This is a genomic window from Rhodococcus sp. IEGM 1354 (genome assembly GCF_030056855.1).
GTDB lineage: Bacteria > Actinomycetota > Actinomycetes > Mycobacteriales > Mycobacteriaceae > Rhodococcoides.
This window is the reverse complement of record NZ_JASHKT010000011.1, coordinates 86,652-108,097: the sequence shown is the minus strand read 5'-3', so window position 1 is coordinate 108,097 and position 21,446 is coordinate 86,652. Positions and strand designations below refer to the sequence as shown.

19 protein-coding genes and 1 riboswitch are annotated in these 21,446 nt (G+C 66.6%); of the genes, 7 read left to right on the top strand and 12 right to left on the bottom strand.

Annotated features, from left to right (window positions below):
- Window positions 1-147 precede the first annotated feature (147 nt).
- The 5 genes from ftsH to dacB form a co-directional block, all read right to left on the bottom strand.
- Complete coding sequence (gene ftsH, locus QM588_RS21435) at window positions 148-2,985, bottom strand: ATP-dependent zinc metalloprotease FtsH (RefSeq protein ID WP_283316394.1); 2,838 nt, start codon at window positions 2,983-2,985, stop codon at window positions 148-150.
- 307 nt (window positions 2,986-3,292) lie between these two features.
- Window positions 3,293-3,844: a hypoxanthine phosphoribosyltransferase gene (gene hpt, locus QM588_RS21430; RefSeq protein ID WP_027494374.1), complete on the bottom strand. Its 552-nt coding sequence runs from the start codon at window positions 3,842-3,844 to the stop codon at window positions 3,293-3,295.
- Window positions 3,845-3,855: 11 nt separating this feature from the next.
- Window positions 3,856-4,854, bottom strand: coding sequence for a tRNA lysidine(34) synthetase TilS (gene tilS, locus QM588_RS21425; protein WP_442972958.1), 999 nt, complete (start codon window positions 4,852-4,854; stop codon window positions 3,856-3,858).
- Window positions 4,826-5,902 carry a zinc-dependent metalloprotease gene (locus tag QM588_RS21420; protein WP_283316391.1) on the bottom strand — a complete coding sequence of 359 codons (1,077 nt, stop codon included), beginning with the start codon at window positions 5,900-5,902 and terminating at the stop codon, window positions 4,826-4,828. The genes tilS and QM588_RS21420 overlap by 29 nt, the downstream gene beginning before the upstream one ends.
- A complete protein-coding gene (gene dacB, locus QM588_RS21415) occupies window positions 5,899-7,269 on the bottom strand; it encodes a D-alanyl-D-alanine carboxypeptidase/D-alanyl-D-alanine endopeptidase (RefSeq protein ID WP_283316417.1) in 1,371 nt (456 codons plus the stop codon). The genes QM588_RS21420 and dacB overlap by 4 nt, the downstream gene beginning before the upstream one ends.
- Before the next feature lie 178 nt (window positions 7,270-7,447).
- Between dacB and QM588_RS21410 the strand changes: the two genes are divergently transcribed.
- Both QM588_RS21410 and QM588_RS21405 read left to right on the top strand, forming a co-directional pair.
- Window positions 7,448-7,939: an inorganic diphosphatase gene (locus QM588_RS21410; protein ID WP_027494378.1), complete on the top strand. Its 492-nt coding sequence runs from the start codon at window positions 7,448-7,450 to the stop codon at window positions 7,937-7,939.
- Window positions 7,940-8,003: 64 nt separating this feature from the next.
- Window positions 8,004-8,462 carry a PAS domain-containing protein gene (locus QM588_RS21405; RefSeq protein WP_027494379.1) on the top strand — a complete coding sequence of 153 codons (459 nt, stop codon included), beginning with the start codon at window positions 8,004-8,006 and terminating at the stop codon, window positions 8,460-8,462.
- Window positions 8,463-8,523: 61 nt separating this feature from the next.
- Here QM588_RS21405 and QM588_RS21400 read toward each other — a convergent pair whose 3' ends face one another.
- From QM588_RS21400 to QM588_RS21390, 3 genes are read right to left on the bottom strand one after another with little or no spacing between them, the layout of a single operon-like run.
- Entirely contained in the window at window positions 8,524-9,600 is a 1,077-nt protein-coding gene (locus QM588_RS21400; protein WP_283316390.1) for a GGDEF domain-containing protein, read from the bottom strand.
- Between the two features lie 35 nt (window positions 9,601-9,635).
- On the bottom strand, window positions 9,636-10,100 hold the full coding sequence (locus QM588_RS21395; protein ID WP_283316389.1) for a MarR family winged helix-turn-helix transcriptional regulator: 465 nt from the start codon (window positions 10,098-10,100) through the stop codon (window positions 9,636-9,638).
- A gap of 1 nt (window position 10,101) precedes the next feature.
- Window positions 10,102-10,929 (bottom strand): crotonase/enoyl-CoA hydratase family protein, encoded by an 828-nt coding sequence (locus tag QM588_RS21390; protein ID WP_283316388.1) that lies wholly within the window; start codon window positions 10,927-10,929, stop codon window positions 10,102-10,104.
- Window positions 10,930-11,049: 120 nt separating this feature from the next.
- Here QM588_RS21390 and QM588_RS21385 point away from each other — a divergent pair, with 120 nt between their 5' ends.
- Window positions 11,050-11,547, top strand: coding sequence for a 2-oxo-4-hydroxy-4-carboxy-5-ureidoimidazoline decarboxylase (locus tag QM588_RS21385; protein WP_283316387.1), 498 nt, complete (start codon window positions 11,050-11,052; stop codon window positions 11,545-11,547).
- 12 nt (window positions 11,548-11,559) lie between these two features.
- On the opposite strand, the gene QM588_RS21380 is transcribed toward QM588_RS21385, so the two are convergent.
- Together QM588_RS21380 and QM588_RS21375 are read right to left on the bottom strand one after the other, a co-directional pair.
- The gene (locus QM588_RS21380; protein WP_283316386.1) at window positions 11,560-11,784 is read right to left on the bottom strand and encodes a DUF6480 family protein; all 225 of its coding nucleotides are present in this window, start codon (window positions 11,782-11,784) and stop codon (window positions 11,560-11,562) included.
- A gap of 28 nt (window positions 11,785-11,812) precedes the next feature.
- Window positions 11,813-12,457, bottom strand: a complete 645-nt coding sequence (locus QM588_RS21375; RefSeq protein ID WP_442972957.1) for a TetR/AcrR family transcriptional regulator — start codon at window positions 12,455-12,457, stop codon at window positions 11,813-11,815.
- Window positions 12,458-12,528: 71 nt separating this feature from the next.
- Here QM588_RS21375 and QM588_RS21370 point away from each other — a divergent pair, with 71 nt between their 5' ends.
- The 3 genes from QM588_RS21370 to QM588_RS21360 all read left to right on the top strand — a co-directional run bounded on the left by QM588_RS21370 (window position 12,529) and on the right by QM588_RS21360 (window position 15,133).
- Window positions 12,529-13,524, top strand: a complete 996-nt coding sequence (locus tag QM588_RS21370) for a hypothetical protein (RefSeq protein ID WP_032373856.1) — start codon at window positions 12,529-12,531, stop codon at window positions 13,522-13,524.
- An 11-nt stretch (window positions 13,525-13,535) separates the two neighbouring features.
- Window positions 13,536-14,507: an allantoicase gene (gene alc, locus QM588_RS21365; RefSeq protein ID WP_283316383.1), complete on the top strand. Its 972-nt coding sequence runs from the start codon at window positions 13,536-13,538 to the stop codon at window positions 14,505-14,507.
- A gap of 152 nt (window positions 14,508-14,659) precedes the next feature.
- On the top strand, window positions 14,660-15,133 hold the full coding sequence (locus QM588_RS21360) for a YbaK/EbsC family protein (RefSeq protein ID WP_032369378.1): 474 nt from the start codon (window positions 14,660-14,662) through the stop codon (window positions 15,131-15,133).
- Window positions 15,134-15,144: 11 nt separating this feature from the next.
- Here QM588_RS21360 and QM588_RS21355 read toward each other — a convergent pair whose 3' ends face one another.
- On the bottom strand, window positions 15,145-15,648 hold the full coding sequence (locus tag QM588_RS21355) for a hypothetical protein (protein WP_283316382.1): 504 nt from the start codon (window positions 15,646-15,648) through the stop codon (window positions 15,145-15,147).
- Between the two features lie 154 nt (window positions 15,649-15,802).
- Window positions 15,803-17,134, bottom strand: coding sequence for an aminotransferase class V-fold PLP-dependent enzyme (locus QM588_RS21350; protein ID WP_283316379.1), 1,332 nt, complete (start codon window positions 17,132-17,134; stop codon window positions 15,803-15,805).
- Window positions 17,135-17,188: 54 nt separating this feature from the next.
- Window positions 17,189-17,304: riboswitch (SAM riboswitch) on the bottom strand.
- A 154-nt stretch (window positions 17,305-17,458) separates the two neighbouring features.
- Here QM588_RS21350 and QM588_RS21345 point away from each other — a divergent pair.
- Window positions 17,459-21,445 (top strand): Pls/PosA family non-ribosomal peptide synthetase, encoded by a 3,987-nt coding sequence (locus tag QM588_RS21345; protein ID WP_283316378.1) that lies wholly within the window; start codon window positions 17,459-17,461, stop codon window positions 21,443-21,445.
- The last annotated feature ends 1 nt before the right edge of the window (window position 21,446 follow it).

Sequence of the window (21,446 nt, the reverse complement as noted above, 5' to 3'; positions counted from 1 at the left end):
AACGTACCTCCGGTTGGGATCCGAGAATGTGACAGCTGGGCGGGCGTGCTGCTCGGTGTGAACGGCTCGCCGACGGACAACAGCACAGGTTCGAAACGACGCACTGGGTCGACCGTCACGGTCGACCCAGTCAGCCTAATGATCGGACTAGCGGTGTGAGCCGCCCGGTCCTTCCCACCGTTGGGTGCGTGGGCCTGCGTCGTCGTTTCCGTGACCGTCGCTGCGCTCACCCTGCTGCGACTCCTCCGACGAACCATGAGCGGGTCGATCGTCTCCGGGCAGCGGGTAGTTGTGCGAGCTTTCCGGTACCTCCCACGTGGGAGTCGACTCCGGCGCGCCCTCGGAATTCTCGCCGTAGGGAGGCTCGTGCCGGGACGTGCGACCCTGCTCCCCGGCGTCCGGCCGGAACGGATCCGGCTGGTACTGCGGCGGCTGGTACGACTGCTGCGGCTGCTGCGGGTCGTACGACTGCTGCGGCTGGGGCGGCTGGTAGGACTGCGGCTGCTGGTACGTCGGATGCTGACGGTAGCCCTGATCCGAGTCCTGCTCACGCGGCGGCTGGTTCTGGGCCGGCGGCGTGGACGGGCCTTGGTAGCGCGGCACCTGTGGCTGATCGCGCGGCGGCCAGCCGGGTGCCGACCAGCCGGCGGGGGCGCCGTAATCGGGGCCCGAACCATTGGGACCCGGTCGGGGCTCGGGCCGGCGATAGCCCTCGGAGTATCCGCCGCCCGTGTTCGGCCCGTAGCTTCCGTTGGCAGGACCGCCATTGGCAGCGCCGTTGTAACCGCCGCCGTTGTAGCCGCCGCCGTTGTAACCGCCGCCGCCGTTGTTGCTACCGCCGTTGTAGTCGCCGGGGGGAGGCGCGCTGCGTCGACCGGCACCCGTGTTCGGTCCGAGCTCGCCGGTGCCGGGTGCGCCGTTGCTGGGCGCGCCGTTGTAGCCGTTGTTGCCGTTCTGCTGCCCACCCTTGGTCAGCTGCGGCGACCCGGCGTAGCTGGGCTGCGGAAACTGCTGCGGCGGAAGCTGTTTCGGTGCCGGCGGCACCGGAGGCCACGGCTCGCCGCGCTCGGCTGCGAGTTCGCGAGGAGTCTTGACCGGCGGCTTGTCCGACGGCTTGCGATCACCGAAGTCGTTGAACAGAGTGATGCGCGGGCGCTTGGTGACGCTGTGGAAGATCTTCTCGAGATCCTTGCGGGTGAGCGTCTCGCGTTCGAGCAGCTCCGAGGCAAGGGTGTCGAGCAGGTCGCGGTACTCGTTCAGGATGGCCCACGCCTCGGTGTGCGCGGCTTCGATGAGCTTGCGCACCTCCTCGTCGATTTCACGTGCGACCTCGTGCGAGAAGTCGGACTGCTGCCCCATCGAACGACCGAGGAAGGGGTCGCCCTGTTCCTGTCCGTAGCGAACGGCACCGAGCTTGCTGCTCATGCCGTACTCGGTGACCATCGCGCGGGCGATCTTCGTGGCCTGGTCGATGTCCGAGGACGCTCCGGTGGTCGGCTCGTGGAACACGAGCTCTTCCGCGGCACGTCCACCCATGGCCATCACCAGGCGCGCGATCATCTCCGACCGCGTCATCAGGCCCTTGTCGTCCTCCGGCACCGTCATCGCGTGGCCGCCGGTGCGGCCGCGCGCGAGGATGGTCACCTTGTAGACGGGCTCGATGTCCGGCATGGCCCACGCGGCGAGTGTGTGTCCACCCTCGTGGTACGCGGTGATCTTGCGTTCGTGCTCACTGATGATGCGGCTCTTGCGACGCGGGCCACCGACGACGCGGTCGACTGATTCTTCGAGCGACGCCTCGGTGATGACGGTGCCGTTCTCACGAGCAGTGAGCAGTGCCGCTTCGTTGATGACGTTGGCCAGGTCTGCACCCGACATTCCGACGGTGCGCTTGGCCAGACCTTCGAGGTCGGCATCCTGCGCGACGGGCTTGCCGGCCGAGTGCACCTTGAGGATGGCTCGACGGCCGGCCAGGTCGGGGGCACCGACCGGGATCTGACGGTCGAAGCGGCCCGGACGCAGCAGGGCCGGGTCGAGGATGTCGGGTCGGTTGGTGGCGGCGATGAGGATGACCCCGGTGCGCTCACCGAAGCCGTCCATCTCGACGAGCAGCTGGTTGAGCGTCTGCTCGCGCTCGTCGTGTCCGCCGCCCATGCCCGCACCGCGCTGGCGGCCGACGGCGTCGATCTCGTCGACGAAGATGATGCAGGGGCTGTTCTGCTTGGCCTGCTCGAACAGGTCGCGCACGCGGGATGCGCCGACGCCGACGAACATCTCGACGAAGTCGGAGCCGGAGATGGTGAAGAACGGGACGCCCGCCTCGCCTGCGACGGCGCGCGCCAGCAGGGTCTTGCCGGTTCCGGGAGGGCCGTACAGCAGGACGCCGCGCGGAATCTTGGCACCGAGGGCCTGGTAGCGAGCCGGATTCTGCAGGAAGTCCTTGATCTCGTAGAGCTCTTCGACAGCCTCGTCCGCGCCCGCGACATCGGCGAACGTGGTCTTCGGCATGTCTTTGGTCAGCTGTTTGGCCTTGGATTTGCCGAAGCCCATGACACCGCCGCGGCCGCCGCCCTGCATACGGCTCATCACGAAGATGATCACGCCGAGGATCAGCACCATCGGGAGGATGAGCAGCAGGAACGAGCTGAACCAGCTCTCCTGGGTGACGGTGGTGTTGTAGCTGTTCAAGCCCTGCGAGTCGACCTTGTCGAAGATCTGCTCGGACGCCGAGTCCGGATACTTCGCGATGATCTGCTTCTCGTTGTCCGTGGCGTCGGAGGCCTCTTTGAGGGTCAGCCGAATCTGCTGCTCACGGTCGTCGATCTGCGCGGACTCGACGTTGCGGTCGTCGAGCTGGGCGATCGCCACCGAGGTGTCGACCGACGTCCAGTTCCGCGTGTCGTTACCGAAGTAGCTGAAGGCATAGATCACCAACAGAATGCCGAAAACGATGGCGAGATTTCGTATTACTGTCTTCCGATTCATACAGCTTCAGCCGACTCGGCCGTGTCCTTTCAGTCCGCTCCCGCGCGCTGGCTGCTCCCTGCCCGCCGGATACTCCAGGCTACCGCGAGACTCGGACATCGGACTCGCTCTTACCTGGCGCTCTGCGTCCACGCGCCTGTCGGCGTCGACGCTTCTTCCCCTCCAACGACTGCACTCCCCCGGCAGTTCCCCGTATCTCGCCGCACACTATCCGCATCGATGGACCATTGCATACGTCTCGGCGCGGCAATGGTCCATTCACGGACGGTCAAGCGCAGCGACACGGGCGGAACCGAAGCAACTCCGATCAGCTGTACACCTTCGGGTCCAACAGACCGATGTAGGGCAGATCACGGTATCGCTCGTTGTAGTCGAGGCCGTAGCCGACGACGAATTCGTTGGGGATGTCGAAGCCCACGTTGGCGACCTCCACGTCGACCTTGATCGCGTCGGGCTTACGCAGCAACGTCACCACCGACAGCGAGGCGGGCGACCGGGTCGCCAGGTTGCGCTTGAGCCAGCTCAGTGTCAGGCCGGAGTCGATGATGTCCTCGACGATCAGCACGTGGCGTCCGGTGATGTCGCGATCGAGGTCCTTGAGAATTCGGACAACGCCGGAGGACGACGTCGACGAGCCGTACGAGCTCACCGCCATGAACTCGAGCTGCGCCGGGATGGGCAGGGCCCGCGCGAAGTCGGTCATGAACATGATCGCGCCCTTGAGAACGCCGACCAGCAACAAGTCGCCTTCGGGAGCACCCTCGGGATACCGCTTGGCAATTTCCTCTGCGAGTTCCGCGGTCCGTGTTTTGATCTGTTCCTCGGAAATGAGAACCGATTCGATGTCGCCCTCGTACACGGGGTTTCCCTTCATTCGTTCTCCAGGCCGACGCTCAGCCTGCCATGCCGACGCGAGCACACCAACCTCGCCTCCGGCGTTCCCCCAGGCAGCGCGACCCCGCCCTGCCCGGTCCAGCGGACCACGAGCGCGTCGACAGCGCGGATCTGCCGGTCCGACAACGACGTCACACCCCGGCCGAGGAGCCAGCGCCGCACCACTCGGCGGCGGATCGCAGGCTCGGACGATTCGATCGCCGAGACGTCCAACTCGCGGGTGTTCGTATCGACGACGGACGCGGCGATGGCGTCGAGCGCCCGGCCGTCGTCCTGCAGCTGCTCGGCCGTTCGGGCCAGAGCCGGAGCGACGCCCCCACCGAGCACGTCCTCGAGCAACGGCAGCACCTCGTGGCGTAGCCGCACCCGGGTGAAGTCCGGATCGAAGTTGTGCGGATCCTCGAACGGTTCGAGTCCCAGCTCCGAGCACGCGGCCCGCGTCACGGCGCGTCGCACCCCGAGGAGCGGTCGACCCCACGGGTCGTCGAACGCTGCCATTCCGGCGATGGACCGCGGCCCCGAGCCGCGACCGAGGCCCAGCAGCACCGTCTCCGCCTGGTCGTCGAGAGTGTGCGCCACCAGCACCGAGGCACCGCCGCGCGCGGCGTCCAATGCGTCGTATCGCGCTCGGCGAGCCGCGGCTTCCACCCCACCCGCACCCGCCACGGTCACCGTCAGCACCCGCGTATCGGCGACGCCCAGCAACCGGGCACGCTCGGCGGCGACGGCAGCCACCTCGGCCGATCCCGCCTGCAGCCCATGATCGACGATCAGTGCCGTCACGCTCGGGGCCTCGGCTGCCGTCGCCGCAGTGAGCGCCAGCGAATCCGCACCACCGGACAGCGCCACCGCTACCGGGCCGGGATGCGCCGCCAACCAACCCCGCACCGCACGCCGAACCTCCAGCAACGCCGGCGACTCGGGAAGTCCGGGTCGTCCTGCAGCCTCAGCCAAGGACTCGCGCGACCCACGCATCCGGGTCCTCGATCTCCGACAGCAACGGCAGGGTGTCGGGCCCTGTCCACACCGTGTTGAAGCGTTCCATTCCCACCGAGCCGACGACGTGGTCGACGAATGCCTTGCCGCGTACGTATTGCGCCATCTTCGCGTCCATCCCGAGCAGTGTGCGCACGACGCGTTGCACGGGGTTGACCTTGCGTTGGCGTCGCCGATCGAATGCGCGGCGGATCTGCACCACCGACGGCACGACGGCCGGTCCGACGGCGTCCATGACGTGGTCGGCGTGACCTTCGAGCAGTGTTCCGAGAACGAGAAGCCGGTCGATCGCCTGCCGCTGCGGCTCGGGCTGGGTCGCCCGGAGCAGACCGATGATGCCGGCGTCCTCGGCGGATCCGCCGGGGTTCTTCCTGGCTTTCAGAGCACCGCTCAATCGAGTGAGGACATCGGACATCGGCTCGTCGGTGCCGTCGGAGAGCAATCCGACGTTCTCCCGCATGTACTGCCCGAGCCACGGCGCGGAGGAGAACTGCACTCTGTGGGTCACCTCGTGCAGGCACACCCAGAGCCGAAAGTCACTGGGTGAGACGCGAAGTGCTCGTTCGACGGCGATCACGTTGGGTGCGACCAGTAACAGGGTGCCGCTCTCACCGGTGAACGGATCGTACTGTCCCAGAATGGCACTGGACAGGAACGCGAGCATGGCACCGGCCTGCAACCCGGCGGGCTTGCCACCGAGCAGACCGGACGGGGGTGCCTCGTTCTCGTCCCCGGTGAGGTGCTTCATCGACGCGGCCGCCGCTGCGATCCATCCTGCTCGATCGACCACCTGGGCGTCGGGCACCGGCAGACCGTCGGCCAGACCGGTCGTCTCCCGCACCGGCCCCTCGGCCCGAATCGATGCTGCGGCAAGCTCTTCCACGACTGCGTCGGCTGTGTATCGCGACGTGGCCGGGCCCGGGCGGGCCAATTTCGCCCCGGCCTTCGCGGCCACCGCCCAGTCGACTGCGCCGGCGAACCCGGACGTGGCGTCCTTGTCGTCGGCGGTTGCTGTTTCGGTGCTCATCGGCAACCACACATTCTCAGGGTCGATGCGACGGCATCGAGGGCGGGTCGACTGACATCGGGTGGCCGGTCGTTGGACATCAGGGCGAACGTCAGGATCCGACCGTCGACGTCGACGACGTATCCCGCCAGAGCGCTTGCAGCGGAGAGGGTTCCCGTCTTCGCGCGAACCCAGCCGGCACCGGTGCGATCACCCGAGGCGTACCGATCGGACAGCGTTCCGGTGGCACCGGCGACCGGTAGGTAGTCGAGCATCGGCCGCAGTGCCGGTTGACCGCTCCCGGCTGCCGACGTCAGCACCTGATCGAGCAGGCGCGCGGGAATCCTGCCGTCGACCGACAGTCCGCTCGCATCCTGCAACGCCAGACCGGCCATGTCGAAGCCGGCCGAGAACAGGGTCTGGCCGATGGACGCCACCGCCCCGGAAAAGCTTGCCGCCGTGTTCATCTCGAGCGAGAGTTCTCGGCCCACCGCTTCGGCGAGTACGTTGTCGGACCGATAGATCATCTGCTGCAGCCGATCTCGCAACGGGGCCGACTGCACCGATGCGATCTGATCGGCACCGTCCGCCGCCCTGCCCGTCGTCACCGCAGCGGGGTCGACGCCGAGTCCCGCGGCGAGAGCGCGGCCGGCATCGAGGGCAGGCGTGGTGCTGCGCGGCGATTCGTCGACGAGAGGGTTCGATCGGCCGCCGTCGAGCATGATCGGTTCGATCGGGGTGATGGATCCGGCAGCGATATCGGCCGGGAACCAGCCTTGGGCCATCGTGTCGCCGGAGTAGATGGACGTGTCGACGCTGATGCTGCGCACTGCGGTCCCGCTGCGGCGGATCTGCTCCACCAGGTCGTCGATGCGTGCCGCACCCGGATAGAACCCGGTCGTACCCACCGGCAGGGCGGTGAGCGTGGGGTCGCCGCCCGCGATCAGCACGATGTTGCCCTCCCCGCTGCCCTGGACCACCCGGGTCGCGACGCGATGGTCGGACGGAAGCGCGAGCATCGCGGCCGCTGCCGTGAGCACCTTGGTCGTCGATGCGGGAGTCATGGGCGTGTCGGGATTCTGCGACCACAGGATCTGGCCGGTCTGCGCGTCGGCCACGGTTCCGGTGAAGGTGCCGAGCGCGGCGTCGTCCACCACGGGTGCCAGCGCGCCTGCGAGACCGGCTGCGCTCGGTGCCGGGGCGGAGTCCGGGAACGCGGTGATCGACGGGTTGGGCAGCACCGTCTCGGGTGGGGGTGCGATCGCGGTGTCGGCACTCTTGGAGACCCTGGGCAGCACCAGCGCGGCGGTCGTGACGGCGAGGACCACGACGAACACCGCACACAGCGTCAGGATCAACCGCTTCTTCCTGCGTCTGCGCCCCGCCATGGGACCGAGGAATCGCCGTGTCAGCCCCGCCACCGTTCCTCCGTCATTGCCGTGGTCGTACCCATGATCATCGAGTCAACAGTATCCTCGGGTCCGGTAGCCTTGCGCCGCCACCATAGAGACATTCGCAAACCACTCGAGCCCGGTCGGGTTCGAACCAAGACAGTGAGGACTGCACGTGTCGTTCGACGTCACCATCGAGATCCCCAAGGGGCAGCGCAACAAGTACGAGGTCGACCACGTCACCGGACGTGTTCGCCTCGACCGCTACCTCTACACCGCGATGGCGTATCCGGCCGACTACGGCTTCATCGAGAACACCCTGGGCGAGGACGGCGATCCGCTCGACGCGCTGGTGCTGCTGCCCGAGTCGGTGTACCCCGGTGTGATCGTCGAGGCCCGCCCGGTGGCCATGTTCAAGATGGTCGACGAAGCAGGCGGCGACGACAAGGTGCTGTGTGTGCCGGCCGGCGACACCCGCTGGGATCACATCCAGGATCTGAGCGACGTCTCGACCTTCGAGCTCGACGCCATCAAGCATTTCTTCGTCCATTACAAGGATCTCGAACCCAACAAGCACGTCACCGGTGCAGACTGGGTGGGTCGCGCAGAAGCCGAGGCCGAAATCGCTGCGTCCTTCAAGCGTTTGACGGACAATCCGGGTCACTGATCCTTTCGGCATCACAACACCTCGTTTCGGCAGTGTGCCGACGAACCACAGTTTGGGGAGACGTATGACCGACAGCACTTCCAACGGCACCGCCGGTGATCGGCGCAATCTGGAGTCGCGGCCGATATCGGACCCGACCCAGTTCCCCGATCTGCCGGTGACCGTCGTTCTCGACCGGATCCCGGTACCGATTCTGGCTGTCGATCCCACCGGTGCCATCGTGTTCGCGAACGAGGCCTTCGACGATCTGTTCGGACTCGACCGCACAGAACGAGAGGACTTTCACCTGCACGACATCTTCCCGGATCGAGCTCCGGAGGGCGTGAACGTCGCGGAGATGTTCCTGACCACCGTCGCCACCCGTGCGGACTCCCTGTGGCGGATGACCGACAAGACCGGCGACATCGTTCAGGTGCGGGCCAGCAAGTCGATTCTTCGGCGCACCGAGGACACCATCGTGCTCGTCGCGTTGGAGGATTTCACCGACCAGTTGTGGAACGACCCGAAGAGCGCTCTGCGCTGACGGCTCGAATCGTTCTCCCCAGAACGTTTCCTTGGAACGAACAACGGTGTACACCGGCATGTCAGGTGCCGCTGTACACCGTTGCTCTGTTTCCACCCGCGTGTTTCGACTCGTACATCGCTGCGTCGGCGTCGAGCAGTCCGTTGTGCATCAACTCGGCGGACTCGTAGGACGAATCGGCCGCTCGCCACCGACCGGCATCGAGTACAGCGACCCCGATGCTGACCGTCACCGGCACGTCGTCGCCTGGATCGTGCACTGCCTCGCGGATGTCGTCGGCCAGGTGCTTCGCGGAGTCGGCGTCGACCGGGACGGCAATCGTGAACTCCTCACCTCCGGTCCGCGCCACGCACGGACGGGTACCGGTGACAGCGCTCAGCCGCCGCGCTGTTCGGCGAAGAACCCGATCACCCATCGCGTGACCGAAGGTGTCGTTGACCCGCTTGAACTGGTCCAGATCGACCACCATCAATGCCACGGATCGGTCGTCGTCCAATTTGCCCAGCATCCGCTCGAGCCGCAGCTCCAGACCACGCCGGTTGAGCAGGCCCGTCAACGAGTCGGTGTTGGCGAGGTCGAGCTGGCGTTGGATGACAGCGCGAAAAGCGAGCACCGAATTGACCACGAGCACTGTGATGAGGGCCCGCGCGATGATCGAGGCCGGATCGTCCGGCCGCTCGAAAACCGCCAGTACCGCGAGCAGCAGAATGACGGCGTTGACGAAAGCCGTGTGAAATTTCAATACGTTGCGTCGGGAGAAATACGCGATGTAGGTGCCGATCACCGAGAACAGGGCAGCACCGTACAGAGCCAGGTCCCGATCCGCGAAGGTCAGCAACAGCCCCGAAACGCCCACGTCCGCATAGATCACGAACCATCCGGGCATGTGCGAGGCGTCCACCGAACGTAGCCACCACCACGCTCCCACCGGCAGAGTGGAGAGCAGCACGATCGTGCAGATCAGCACGGCCGTCGTGCCGACCGGGCCGTCGTCCGAGATCATGACGATCGCGCCGATCACGCCGAACGACGGGACGAGGACTGCGATGCCCCTGGCCACGCGACGCTCGAGCCGGATCGAGCCCGATCGGGGTCCGATCTCGGACGATGGGGACGGTAGGTCGTGATCGGTTGGCACCGCGTTCCCTCCGTCCGTTCCGAGCAGTCCGAGGCTCAGACGTTACCCGGGCGTTGAGTGGGCAGGTCCGGTCTGATGGTCTCGTAATCGGTCAAGAATCGGTCGAGCAGACCGACCAGCGTCGCCCGATCCTCCTGAGCCCATCCTTCGATGACTCGTCCGAGGTTCTCGGTGCGGCGTTGCTGGATGGCTGCTGCGGCTTCCTCGCCGGACGGGGTGACGGCCAGAACGAATGCCCGCCCGTCCCGTTCGTCGGGTACCCGCGCGACGTGCCCTCGCTCGACCAGCTGGGCCACCTGTCTGCTGACCGTGGAAGGGTCCGAGTTCACCATCGCGGCGAGCTCGCTGGACCGCATCGGTCCGTCGCGCAGCAGGCGGAACAGGCACACGTAGGCAGCACCGTCGACGCCACCCGAGGACGAGATCTGCGCGATGTTCCGCTCTCGAATCCGCTGTAGCCGAAGCAGCTGCGTACCCAGCTCTTCGGCGTATTCGACCACGTCAGCTACCGGTGAATTGGGCCGGACGCTTCTCGAACACCGAGGTGATGGCCTCGGTGAGATCGTGCGAGGCGAGGAAGGCCGCGTTCCAGGCCGCAACGAATCTCAGCGAGTCGTCGACGCTCGCCGACCGGGAATGGTCGAGGACGGTCTTGATGCCCTGCACCACCAGGGGCGGGTTCGCGGCGATGGCGGCGGCGCACTCGCGGGCGGCCGCGAGAACGGCATCGTGGTCCTCGAACACGTCGTTGACCAGTCCGATCTTCTCCGCGCGCGCCGCGTCGATGTCCTTGCCGGTCAACGCGAGCTCACGCATGTGGCCGTCACCGATGATCGCGGGGAGCCGAGCGAGAGATCCCATGTCGGCGACGATCGCGACACGCACCTCGCGGACGCTGAACTTTGCATCGGCGCTGGCGTATCGCACGTCGGCGGCGGTGATGAGGTCGACGCCGCCACCGATGCACCAGCCCTGCACTGCGGCGACGACGGGTTTGCGGCAGTCCGCCACGGCGTTGACGGCCTTCTGCATCGTCTTGATGGTGTCGTGAAACGTCGTCCTGGGGCCCGCGAGTGCCTGATCGGCCATCAGCGGCCCGAACGTTCCGGCCATGGCCGGCAGGTCGAGACCGTAGGTGAAGTTCCTTCCGGAGCCCGCGAGAACCACGGCCCGCACCTCTGGATCGGCATCGAGTTGGGCGAACAGTTCTGGGCATTCGCTCCAGAAATCAGGGCCCATGGCGTTGCCCTTGTTCGGCCCGAGAAGTGTCACGTGCGCGATGTGGTCCGCGATGTCCACAGAGAATGCGGTCCAGTTCCGTTCGGTCATGCCTGCGAGCCTAGCGGCAGACGCAGCGGTACCCACAGGGCGTGTTACGCCGAGTAACGTCTGCGCTAAGAGCCTGCTCAGCTATGGCAATGGCTAACTCCGGTCCCCCATCATTCATGCATGTTGATGCATCAGGGGTTGGGGCTCGAGACATTCAACGATCTGCCGCGTCGCAAGGCAGTCCACGCGCTCTACGAGTGCTGCTGCTCGGTCGCCTGGGCCTCGCGTCTCGCCGACGGCCGCCCGTACCGATCGCGGGACGAGTTGTTCACCGCGGCGGCCGCCGAGCTGAACGAGTTGTCCGACAACGACATCGACGCCTTGGCCGCGACGCTGCCCGAGCCGAACAAGATGTGCACGGCCATGGACGCAGAATCGCGTAGCGCCCTGGGCACCGCGGCGCGCGCGTACGAATCGAAATTCGGCTGGCGCTACGTCTCGAGCCTGATGATGTCTCCCGACGGTTTCGAGCCCAGGGACGTGCTGATGGAGCTCGGCCATCGACTCGACAACGACGAATCGACCGAACGGATGGTCATGCGTAGGGAGTTGGTCGAGATCGATCACCGTCGTCTCGGCCGACTGCTGGGTCCCGAAGGCGGCTGGCCGCCGTACTGATAACCGCGCGGGTCAGCCGAAGAGGCCGACGACTCGGCCGATCAGGCCACCCGCGATCACGATCGCCAACAGTGCCACCAGCACGATGACGACGATCGGCATCACTCGGCTGCGCTGCGGCGGTTCATGGTTGGGCCCACCGACTCCTGTCTCGGCCGGAGGAGTATCGCCCGGCGTCACGCTACCGCCCGCTTCGAGGCCGGCAGTCTCGTCGGGTTCTGGATTCTGAGCACTCATGAACCCGGAGTACCCGGTCGCGCAGCCCTCAATCGAGATGTGCTCTGGCTATCGCTCCGGCGAACAGTTCCGACACGGCATCGGCGATGACGGACCGGTCGACCTCCTCAGGATCCACCGAATGTTCGACGGCCAATCCGGAGATCAACGCAGCCAATGACATCGCGAGGCGTCGAGCATCGAACGCCTCCCCCACACCCCATTGCACCGCTCGATCGGCGATGAGTCGCTCGAGCTCGGAGCGGAGGGCTCGGCGGTCGGTGCGGTAGCGCTCGGCAACCACCGGGTCTCGGCCCGCGAGAATCCCGAATTCGACGGTCAATAGTGGCCACCGCGGCTCGGCGACCACCCAGGACGCGATTTCGCCGCCGCCGGCTCCCGCAGCTGCCTGCGGGTCCAGGTCGGACACGTGAGCGAGTACGCGGGCGGCGAGATCGAGTGAGCGCTGTGCCAGCAGTTCGGCGAACAACCCTTGCTTGGAATCGAAGTTGGAGTACACGGCCCCCTTCGTGAAGCCGGCCCGATCGGCAATGTCGGTGAGCTTTGCCGCCGCGTATCCACGCTCGGTGAACTCGTCGGCGGCTGCGGCGAGCAGTCGTTCTCGCACATCGGTGCGCTGCGGCCTGCGCTGTGGCTGTGTCGATCGCCACTCTTCTTGCTGCTCGGCATTCACGATACCTAGAGTATTGAATACCTCGGGTATCGACAAGGTCTTCGGGTCTCGACATGTTCAGGAGCACTTTCATGCGCAAGATGTCACTACTCGCCGCCGCAGTGCTGGTGCTGCAACTCGGCTTCATCCTCAGCTACGTGTCGGCGTTCCATCAGCCGACTCCCCACGCAATTCCGATCGCCGTGGTGACCGAGGCCGGGCTTCCCGCCGGCCTGGACCAGCAGACCGCCGACCGCCTCGACGCCATCGACGGTGCGCCGCTCGACGCGCGTACGGCAGTCGATACCGCCGAGGTTCGCACTCTGCTCCGCGATCGGGACATCCTCGGTGCTTACGTCGTCGGCTCGAGCGGCACCGACACACTGATCACCGCCAGCGCCGCCGGCAGCTCGGTGGCGACGGCCCTCGAATCGATCTTCACCGAGGTCGATGCCGCTCAGGGACGCCAGTTCGTGGTGCGCGACGAGATCCCGGTCGGGGTGCACGACAACCGAGGATTGTCCGGCTTCTACCTGTCGGTGGGCTGGGTCGTCGGCGGCTACCTCCTCGCGGCCGCCTTCGGTCTGCTCATCGGGGCACCGACGACCCGACGCGAAACCTGTGTCCACGTCGGCATTCTCGCCGCGTACTCGATTGCCTCGGGCGCACTGGGAGCACTGCTGACCACCCACGTACTCGGAACCTTTGCCGGACACTGGTTTCCGCTCACCGTGCTGGGCACCGGGGTCGTCTTCGCCACCGGACTGTTCACGATGGGCCTGCGAGCCCTGATCGGAGTGGCTGCGGTACCGGCGGCGATCGTGCTGTTCGTCATCCTCGGAAATCCCAGCGCTGGAGGCGCTTTCGGGGCCAACGTACTGCCGCATGTGTACGCGTCGATCGGCCGGTGGATCACCCCGGGCATCGGCACCGAAGGAGTGCGCAGCATCGTGTACTTCTCGGGTGCGGGGGTCGGGCAGCCGGCACTCGGACTGGGTCTCTACATCCTGATCGGCGTGCTGCTGATGGCTGCGGCAGCGGTTCTGCGCCGTCGTCGCAGCGCCGGTGAATCGATGCCGAGCCAGTAAAGTGGCATCCCATGACTGCCACCTTCCCTCTGCCGATGCCCGATCTCGCTGTCCGCACACTCGGTGGCGCAGTGGTGTGGGCGAACGACGAGACGTTCGCCGAGAAGGAAAATCTGATCACACCGGGCAAAGCCGACTACTCGACCGCGACGTTCGGGCACAAGGGGCAGATCTACGACGGGTGGGAGACGCGCCGCCGACGCGAGGCCGGCTACGACGAGGCGATCGTGCGACTCGGAGCTGCCGGTGTCGTATCGGCCGTCATCGTCGACACGTCGTGGTTCACCGGCAACTACCCGCCGGAAATTTCGATCGAGGCCGCCGAGGTGACCGGATTCCCGTCACCGACCGAGCTGTACGACACGGAGTGGACGACCATCGTCGCCCGTAGTGCCGTCGACGGCGATAGCGAGAACCGATTCGAGGTCGCGTCCGACGCCCGGTGGACGCACGTCAAGCTGTCCATCTACCCGGACGGCGGCGTCGCTCGGCTGCGAGTACTCGGCCGCGGCGTCCCGGACCCGAAGTTCCTCGCCGTCGGGCCCGTCGACCTGGCCGCGCTCGAGAACGGCGCATACGTGTCGGCCTGCTCCAACATGTTCTACAGCTCCCCCAACAATCTGCTGTTCCCCGGCCCGCCGCGCTCGATGGGCGAAGGCTGGGAGACCTCGCGTCGACGCAACGACGCCAACGACTGGGTGCAGGTGCAGCTCGCCGGCACGGGCCGTATCCGGCTGGCCGAGCTGGACACCAGTTGCTTCCTGGGCAACGCCCCCGGCGCGGCGTCCCTGCAAGGGCGACTGGGCGACGGCGACTGGATCGAACTCCTGCCGCGAACGACACTGCAGCCCGACACTCGGCATCGCTTCGTTCTCGACCACGACATCCCGGTGTCGGAGGTGCGAATGGACATCTTCCCCGACGGCGGGATGGCGCGATTGAGACTGTTCGGTGATCTCGCGGGAGTGAAGCCTGCGGAATGACCCAAGGAGGCGGGAGTGGAGCCTGCGGAATGACCCAAGGAGGCGGGAGTGGAGCCTGCGGAATGACCCACTAAGGCGGGAGTGGAGCCTGCGGAATGACCCAGTTGGGCAAGCTCTCTGCGTAAACGGTCGTGTGGCAATAGGGTTGGGGCATGTCCCGGCTACTTCATCCGAATGCAGCCCATGTTGCCGACACCCTGATTTCTCGTGGTCATCACGGGGTGGTGGTGAACAGTCCCGAGGGCACCCACACCGCCGCCGATGCCGCAGCTGCATTGGGCGTCGAGGTGGGTGCGATCGTGAAGTCGATGGTGTTTCTGCTCGACGACGAGCCGGTGTTGCTCCTGGTGTCCGGGGCTCACAATGTTCATCTCGAGCACACCGGTGAGCGTCTCGGCGGCACACTCGCCCGAGCCGATCTGCGTACCGCCAAGCACGCCACCGGTCAGCCGATCGGCGGAATTGCTCCGGTCGGCCATCCGACGAACTTGGATACGTTCGTCGATCAGGACCTGGCGGCCCACCCGGAATTGTGGGCCGCAGCCGGGCACATCGACACGATCTTCCGCTCCTCGTACACCGAGTTGCTGCGCATCACCGCTGGTCTGGCGATCGACGTTACCTGAGCTCGAACGACCTACGAGGCGAGGGTCGGGGCGATTCGGGGTGCGCCGAGGATCGCGTCGACGACGTCGGTGTCGAGGCGGGTGCCGCGCGATTCGAGGAGCGGCAACACTCCTGCGACCAGGAACGTCGCCTGCCGCTCGATCTCGCCGTGTACCTGCAGCGTCACGCCGTCCGCGACGTCGGCCGCGGTGACGTCGGAGATCAAACTCGCCAGTCCCGACGGGGTACCGACGTAGCGGATCGACGACGGGCCCGCCGGCGCGTCGAGTGCGGCGAATTCCCGACGGGCTGTCCTGGCGTCGGCAGCGACGTAGATCTCGAGATCGAGGAAGACCGCGAGGTTCTCGGCCGATTCACCGCGGTCGACGGCTTCTGCGTGCAACCGGGCGCGTTGTTGCTGAGCTTCCCGCAGGTCCGAGGCGACGATCCTGACGGTGTTCACCTCGGGCCCAGCGGTCAGTTCGGTCCAGACGTCATCGGATTCGATGGCTATGCGGGTGTGATTGTGCGACATGAGTGGTGGTCCTGATTCGTCGGTCGGGATACGCATGCGGTCGGAGCGGAGCCGAACTCGAACACGACCCGGACGCAGTGCGGCACAGATCGACATACCTGTTGCACCAGTGGCGATTGCCACGAAAGACGACACTCACGGTCATGACGCCATGCTAACTGTCTGTGGGGCTGCACGGGGATCCAACCCCGGCGGCCCCGTCGGCCAGGGCGGGGAACGGCCGAGGGTCCGGAACGGGGTTCCACCACCCGGCCTCTTCGGCGTAATTCCAGTTCGGACCGGACTCGACGAACGCCGCCAACGCGCCGACGAGTCGGTCCACGTCGGCCGAGGAACTGCCGAGACCGATACTGGCCCGCACGGCACCGTCGGCATGACCGAGTCGGCGCAGCAGGGGGTGGGCGCAGAACTTTCCGTCGCGCACTCCGATGCCGTGTTCGGCCGACAGGTACGCCGCCACTTCACCGGGGTCGTAGCCGGCGACGGTGAACGTGACGATGCCGACGACGTCGGGCGCGTCTGCCCACACCTGCAGCAGTTCGACACCCTTCAGTGCGGCCAACCCGTCTCGCAATCGGGTGGACAATTCCCGCTCGTGTGCGGTCGCGGCGTCCTCGTCGAACGATGCGATGGCCTCGCACGCCGCCGCCAGCGCGACGACACCGAGCACATTGGGCGTTCCTGCCTCGTGTCGCTGCGGTGCGGGAGCCCAGTCGGTGTGCTCGATCGTCACACTGCGCACGGCACCACCGCCGGCCAGGTGGGGTTCGCCGGCGTCGAGCCAATCACGGCTTCCCACAAGCACACCCGCGCCGAACGGGGCGTAGAGCTTGTGTCCCGAGAACGCCAGATAGTCCACACCGAGTGCGGCAATGTCCACTCGACGGTGCGGAACGAGCTGTGCGCCGTCGACGACGATCCGAGCACCGTGCCGATGCGCGAGATCGGCCAGTTGCCCGATAGGGAGCACTTCGCCGGTGACGTTCGATGCCCCCGTGATGGCCAGTAGCGCAGCAGGTTTCGCAGCCAACTCCGCGTCGAGCCGGGCGAGCGTCTCGGCCAGCGTCGATGCTGCCACCACCACTCGGCGATTGCGCCACGGCAGCAGGTTCGCGTGGTGCTCGATATCGAGCACCACGGTCTCCCCCGGCACGCACGCGGCCAGCAGGTTGAGCGAATCGGTGGTGTTGCGTGTGAACACGACCACGGAATCCTGTTGTGCCCCAACGAACTCAGCGACGGTCTCGCGCGCCTTCTCGTATGCCGCGGTGCACACCCGAGACGCGTAGCCGGCACCGCGGTGCACGCTCGAGTAGAACGGCAGCAACTCCGCGATCCGATTCGTCACCGCCGACAGCGCGGGCGCGCTGGCCGCGTAGTCGAAGTTGGCGTAGGTGCACGTGCCACCGTGGACCAGCGGAACCTGCAACTCCGTGCCGGAAACAGGGGCAAAAGGAGCACAGGGACGGGAAAGTACAGACGTCATGACAGATCAAGCCCTCACGTTCGAGGGACCCGCAACGGAAGTGATTCGTGAACGAGTCCGCGCTTGCCGCGCCGGTTCTCCGGCGTCAGCCTGGTCGTCACCCGGAGCACCCCACCGCGAAGGAGGGTTGCCGACCAGCAAGCCGGGGCTCGATGCTGGTACTCGTGACCGTGGTCAAGACACTGGCAAACCCGCCACGGTTTTGTCAAGCCGGGGCTCACGCCGAGACAGCAGTAGGATCTCCGCGGTGGGAAGGCGCGCTCGTTCACCTGCTGGCAAACAGAACGTGAGATAACCAACGGCGCTGCTTTTCCTCAGCACCACATGAGTCATCTGCCAACGAACGAGAAGGACACCCGGTTGCCTGTGCACCAAGAGAACGATCTGCCGGGTTCGAGCACGGATATCGCACCTGCTCCGGCCGCGTTTCTCCGCTCGCCCCTTGCCCCGCCGGCCCGCACACTGATCGACGTACTGCAGGAGACAGCCGATCGTTTTCCGGATGCACCCGCGATCGACGACGGGACGGTGTCGGTCAGCTACGCCGAACTGCTGGACGACATCGCCGAGGGGGCCCAGTGGCTCGCCGACGCCGGTGTCCGACGCGGCGACCGCGTCGGCATCAGGATGCCGTCGGGGTCCTTCTCGCTCTATGTCGCGATTCTGTCGATCCTCGACGTCGGGGCTGCGTACGTACCCGTCGACGCCGACGATCCGGAAGAGCGCGCCGAATTGGTCTTCGGTGAGGCGCAGGTGACGGCCATCGTCACTGCGGGCGGTATCGCAGCCGGCACCGCGCCGAAACAGAATGCGCCTGAACTGGGTGGCGGTACTCCGGTGCCCGAGCCGCCCACACCCGAGGACGACGCGTGGGTGATCTTCACCTCGGGTTCGACCGGAACCCCCAAAGGTGTTGCAGTCAGCCACCGTAACGCCGCGGCGTTCGTCGACGCCGAGGCTCGCATGTTCCTGCAGAAGGATCCGCTGGGACCGGGTGACCGAGTGCTCGCCGGCCTGTCGGTCGCGTTCGACGCCTCCTGCGAGGAGATGTGGCTGGCGTGGCGGCACGGCGCCTGCCTGGTGCCCGCCCCGCGCTCCCTGGTGCGATCCGGCTTCGACCTCGGTCCGTGGCTCGTCTCCCGAGACATCAGCGTCGTCTCGACGGTGCCGACGCTGGCGTCACTGTGGCCCGCGGTGGCACTGGAAGCGGTGCGGCTGTTGATCTTCGGTGGCGAAGCATGCCCACCCGAGCTGGCCGAGCGGCTCGCCGTCGAAGGCCGGGAAGTCTGGAACACCTACGGCCCCACCGAGGCGACGGTCGTCGCGTGCGCGTCCATCATGGACGGGAAGGGCCCGGTCCGCATCGGATTACCGCTGGACGGTTGGGATCTGGCAGTCGTCGACGCCTCGGGCACTCCGGTGGCGGTCGGCGAAGTAGGCGAGCTCGTCATCGGCGGCGTCGGCCTCGCCCGGTATCTCGATCCGGCCAAGGACGCCGAGAAGTACGCGCCCATGCCCTCTCTCGGGTGGGACCGGGCGTATCGCAGCGGCGACCTGGTGAAGCTCGAGCTCGAGGGACTGTTGTTCCAGGGCCGCGCCGACGACCAGGTCAAGCTCGGTGGGCGACGCATAGAGCTGGGCGAGATAGACAATGCGCTGCAAGCACTTCCGGGCGTCGGCGGTGCGGCCGCGGCAGTCCGCAAGACCGCTGCGGGCAACTCGGTTCTGGTGGGCTATCTCGCCAGTACCAATCCCGACTTCGACCTGGAGGCCGCGCGCGCCTTGCTGGCCGAGCAGTTGCCGTCGGCGCTCGTACCGCGGCTCGCGCTGGTCGACGAGATGCCCACCCGTACCTCGGGCAAGGTCGACCGCAATGCGCTCCCGTGGCCGCTGCCCGGCATGGCAGGCGCGTCGGCGCTCGGTGGTACCGCCGGGTGGGTTGCCGAGTTGTGGACCAACATCCTCGGCGCGCAGGTCAACGACGAGAACGCCGACTTCTTCGCCAACGGCGGCGGTTCGCTGTCGGCCGCTCAGCTGGTGACGGCACTGCGCGAGCGGTTCCCCGAGATCACCGTCGCGCAGCTCTACGACCACCCGCGGTTGGGTTCTCTGGCACAGTATCTGGACGACCTGAAGCCTGTCGTGGAGGCAATCCCCCGCGATGTGGCACCGACGTCTCGTACCGCGCAATGGGCCCAGATTCTGGCGACCGTTCCGTTGACGACGCTGACCGGGTTGCAGTGGGTCACCTGGCTCGGCCTGCTGTTCAACGTCATGGCCTGGTTCGGCGACGTGCCGTGGGCTCCGACGCTGTCGTGGTGGTGGATTCTGCTCGCATTCGTCCTGTTCATCACCCCGGTCGGGCGCATGGCCATCTCGGTGATCGGTTCACGGATACTGCTGGCGGGGTTGAAACCCGGCGCATATCGACGCGGCGGCAGCATGCACATAAGACTTTGGGCGGCAACGCGATTGACCGATGCGAGTGGCGCGTCCAACCTCTCGGGTGCACCGTGGATGGTCTACTACGCGCGCGCTCTCGGTTCGAAGATCGGCAAGGGCGTCGACCTGCACACCCTGCCGCCCGTCACCGGCATGCTCGAACTCGGCGACGGCTGCTCCATCGAACCCGAGGTCGACCTGTCCGGCCATTGGATCGACGGCGACCTCGTCTACATCGGCGGCATCGAGATCGGTGCCGGTGCCACCGTCGGCGCGCGTTCCACGCTGCTGCCCGGCACCAAGGTCGGCAAGAACGCTGTCGTCACAGCCGGCTCGGCCGTCGTCGGACGAGTCAAGGCCGGCCAGATGTGGTCCGGCTCGCCCGCGCAGAAGGTGGGCAAGGCCGATCATCCGTGGCCGGCGGAAACACCTCCGCGCGCCACCAAGTGGGTGTTCGCGTACGGCGTCGCGTCGCTGTTCCTCTCCGGCATGGCCTTGTTCTCCATCGGCGTCAGCTTGGTGTTGATGGGCTGGTGGATTCACACCGCGGACTCCGTGCTCGACGCCTTCCAACGCGGCTTGGTGATGCTGCCCGTCGCCACTCTGGTGTCGTTGGCGGTGTTCGCGCTGATCACCGTCGTCGCGGTGCGGTTGCTCGGTATCGGACTCGTCGGCGGCTACCACCCGGTACGGAGCCGCATCGGCTGGCAGGTCTGGGCCACCGAACGCCTGATGGACTCGGCGCGCACCTTCCTGTTCCCGCTCTACGCGTCACTGTTGACACCGCATTGGCTCCGACTTCTGGGTGCGAAAATCGGTAAGGACGTCGAGGCGTCGACGGTGCTGATGATCCCCAAGTTCACCACGGTCGCCGACGGTGCGTTCCTCGCCGACGACACCATGGTCGCGAGCTACGAACTCGGCGGCGGCTGGATGCACCTCGGCGACGCCAAGGTGGGCAAGCGGGCGTTTCTCGGTAACTCCGGCATGACCGGTCCGGGGCGAACCGTGCCGAAGAACGGTCTGGTTGCGGTGCTGTCCGCCACGCCGGACAAGGCCAAGTCGGGCTCGTCGTGGCTCGGTAGCCCTCCGGTTCGGTTGCGCCGCGCGGCAGGCAGTGCCGACTCGTCGCGCACGTTCGACCCGCCCAGGAAGTTGAAGATTGCCCGTGCGCTCGTCGAGACGTGCCGCCTGATCCCCGTCGTCGTGACGTTCGGCATCGGGCTCGGCGTGTTGTTCGGACTGACCGCGATTGCCGACTCGATCGGCTACTGGCTTGCTGCCGCGCTTAGCGGTGTCGTGTTGCTCGTCGCCGGCTTCGTGGCTGCGGCTGTGTCGGCGGCCGCGAAGTGGCTGTGGGTCGGCCGGATCGGCAAGACCGACCATCCTCTGTGGAGTTCGTTCGTATGGCGCAACGAGGTGGCCGACACGTTCGTCGAGACCGTCGCCGCACCGTGGTTCGCGCGCGCTGCCGAGGGCACCGCGGTGCTCAACATGTGGCTGCGGTGGCTTGGGGCGGACATCGGGCGAGGTGTGTGGTGCGAGACGTACTGGCTCCCCGAGGCAGACCTCGTGACGTTGGCCGACGGTGCGACGGTCAACCGAGGGTGCGTTGTGCAGACGCACCTGTTCCATGATCGGATCATGTCCATGGACACCGTCGATCTCGGCAGAGGCGCAACCCTGGGACCGCACTGTGTCGCTTTGCCTGCATCGGGTATAGGTGATGGTGCGACGGTGGGGCCTGCCTCTCTGGTGATGCGCGGCGATACGGTTCCCGCGCATACTCGGTGGCAGGGCAATCCGATTGCGCCGTGGGCGAAGGGTGATCCCTTTCCGCGGATTCGCGACGACCGAAACGAGGGGTGAT

What these genes read in the sequence shown, in the direction of transcription:
- dacB (WP_283316417.1), bottom strand. Translation starts at nt 7,269, where the DNA reads ATGGCGGGGCGCAGACGCAGGAAGAAGCGGTTGATCCTGACGCTGTGT.
- alc (WP_283316383.1), top strand. Translation starts at nt 13,536, where the DNA reads ATGACTGCCACCTTCCCTCTGCCGATGCCCGATCTCGCTGTCCGCACA.
- ftsH (WP_283316394.1), bottom strand. Translation starts at nt 2,985, where the DNA reads ATGAATCGGAAGACAGTAATACGAAATCTCGCCATCGTTTTCGGCATT.
- QM588_RS21390 (WP_283316388.1), bottom strand. Translation starts at nt 10,929, where the DNA reads ATGACCGAACGGAACTGGACCGCATTCTCTGTGGACATCGCGGACCAC.
- QM588_RS21385 (WP_283316387.1), top strand. Translation starts at nt 11,050, where the DNA reads ATGTTGATGCATCAGGGGTTGGGGCTCGAGACATTCAACGATCTGCCG.
- QM588_RS21370 (WP_032373856.1), top strand. Translation starts at nt 12,529, where the DNA reads ATGCGCAAGATGTCACTACTCGCCGCCGCAGTGCTGGTGCTGCAACTC.
- QM588_RS21350 (WP_283316379.1), bottom strand. Translation starts at nt 17,134, where the DNA reads ATGACGTCTGTACTTTCCCGTCCCTGTGCTCCTTTTGCCCCTGTTTCC.
- QM588_RS21355 (WP_283316382.1), bottom strand. Translation starts at nt 15,648, where the DNA reads ATGTCGCACAATCACACCCGCATAGCCATCGAATCCGATGACGTCTGG.
- QM588_RS21420 (WP_283316391.1), bottom strand. Translation starts at nt 5,902, where the DNA reads ATGAGCACCGAAACAGCAACCGCCGACGACAAGGACGCCACGTCCGGG.
- QM588_RS21360 (WP_032369378.1), top strand. Translation starts at nt 14,660, where the DNA reads ATGTCCCGGCTACTTCATCCGAATGCAGCCCATGTTGCCGACACCCTG.
- QM588_RS21380 (WP_283316386.1), bottom strand. Translation starts at nt 11,784, where the DNA reads ATGAGTGCTCAGAATCCAGAACCCGACGAGACTGCCGGCCTCGAAGCG.
- tilS (WP_442972958.1), bottom strand. Translation starts at nt 4,854, where the DNA reads ATGCGTGGGTCGCGCGAGTCCTTGGCTGAGGCTGCAGGACGACCCGGA.
- QM588_RS21405 (WP_027494379.1), top strand. Translation starts at nt 8,004, where the DNA reads ATGACCGACAGCACTTCCAACGGCACCGCCGGTGATCGGCGCAATCTG.
- QM588_RS21345 (WP_283316378.1), top strand. Translation starts at nt 17,459, where the DNA reads ATGAGTCATCTGCCAACGAACGAGAAGGACACCCGGTTGCCTGTGCAC.